We start from the raw sequence: 1,073 nt of genomic DNA, 5'->3' as shown, positions 1-1,073 counted from the left end.
CATGAAGAACGTCCACGACGGCCTTTCAGAAGAATTGGATTGCGGGGKCCAAACCTGTGTCCGGACTAATCCGTCAGCAGGTKACTCTCGAACCTGACAATATTAGCAAACTCCGCAGCGTCCAGGCTGGCACCGCCGACCAGCAAGCCGTCGACGTCGCGCTCCTTCAGGATCGACGCCGCGTTGTTTGCCTTGACCGAACCGCCGTAGAGCAGGCGCGTCTTGGCGGCGACGTCGGCACMGAACAGGGTGGACAACTCGGCACGGATGGCGGCGCACATTTCCTGCGCGTCCTCCGGGCCCGCGACCTCCCCGGTGCCGATGGCCCAGACGGGCTCGTAGGCGACGACGAGTTCGGCGGCCTGTTCCGGGGTGAGGCCTTCGACGCCGGCGCGCAGCTGGGCGAGCGTGTGGTCCACGTGGGTGCCGGCCTGGCGGATCTCGAGACCTTCACCGACACACAGGACGGGGGTGATGCCGTGCCGGAAGGCGGCCTTGGTCTTGGCGTTCAGGACGTCGTCGGACTCGTTGTGGATGGTGCGGCGTTCGCTGTGGCCGACCAGAACGTAGCTGCAACCCAGCTTGGCGAGGAACTGTCCGGAAATGTCACCGGTGTAGGCGCCGGAGTCGAACTGGGAGAGGTCCTGGCCGCCGTAGACGACGTCGAGTTCGTCGCCCTGGACGAGGGTCTGGACACCGCGGAGATCTGTGAACGGCGGGAAGACGGCAACCTCCACCCGGCTGGAGTCATGCTTGGCGTCGGACAGGGTMCACGCGAGCTTCTGCAGGAGGGTGATGCCCTGGACGTGGTCCATGTTCATCTTCCAGTTGCCGGCGATGAAGGGCTTGCGGTCGAATTTACCGTTGGTTGACGTGGTCACGTGATCTCMAAGAGTGCTGATGGTATGAGCAGCCGGCAGGGTGCCCGGTCCCTTGCGGACGGTCACCCTGCCGGCTGGATTGCCTGGCGGCTGCTGCTTTAGCGGCCGGTGCTTTTAGCGGTCAGTGCTTCTAGCGGTCKAKGACGCTCAGGCCGGGGAGTTCCTTGCCTTCAAGGTACTCCAGGCTTGCGC

The 1,073-nt window shown here is 64.4% G+C and carries 1 protein-coding gene; it reads right to left on the bottom strand.

The annotated features are described in order from the left end of the window. Positions 1-65: 65 nt before the first annotated feature. On the bottom strand, positions 66-881 hold the full coding sequence (gene tpiA / locus AC1DBQ_RS23455; RefSeq protein WP_476930774.1) for a triose-phosphate isomerase: 816 nt from the start codon (positions 879-881) through the stop codon (positions 66-68). Positions 882-1,073 lie beyond the last annotated feature (192 nt).

It is taken from the genome of Arthrobacter sp. 10T413_2 (assembly GCF_056394205.1).
The sequence above is the reverse complement of the archived record's forward strand: the minus strand, read 5'-3'. Positions and strand labels throughout refer to the sequence as shown.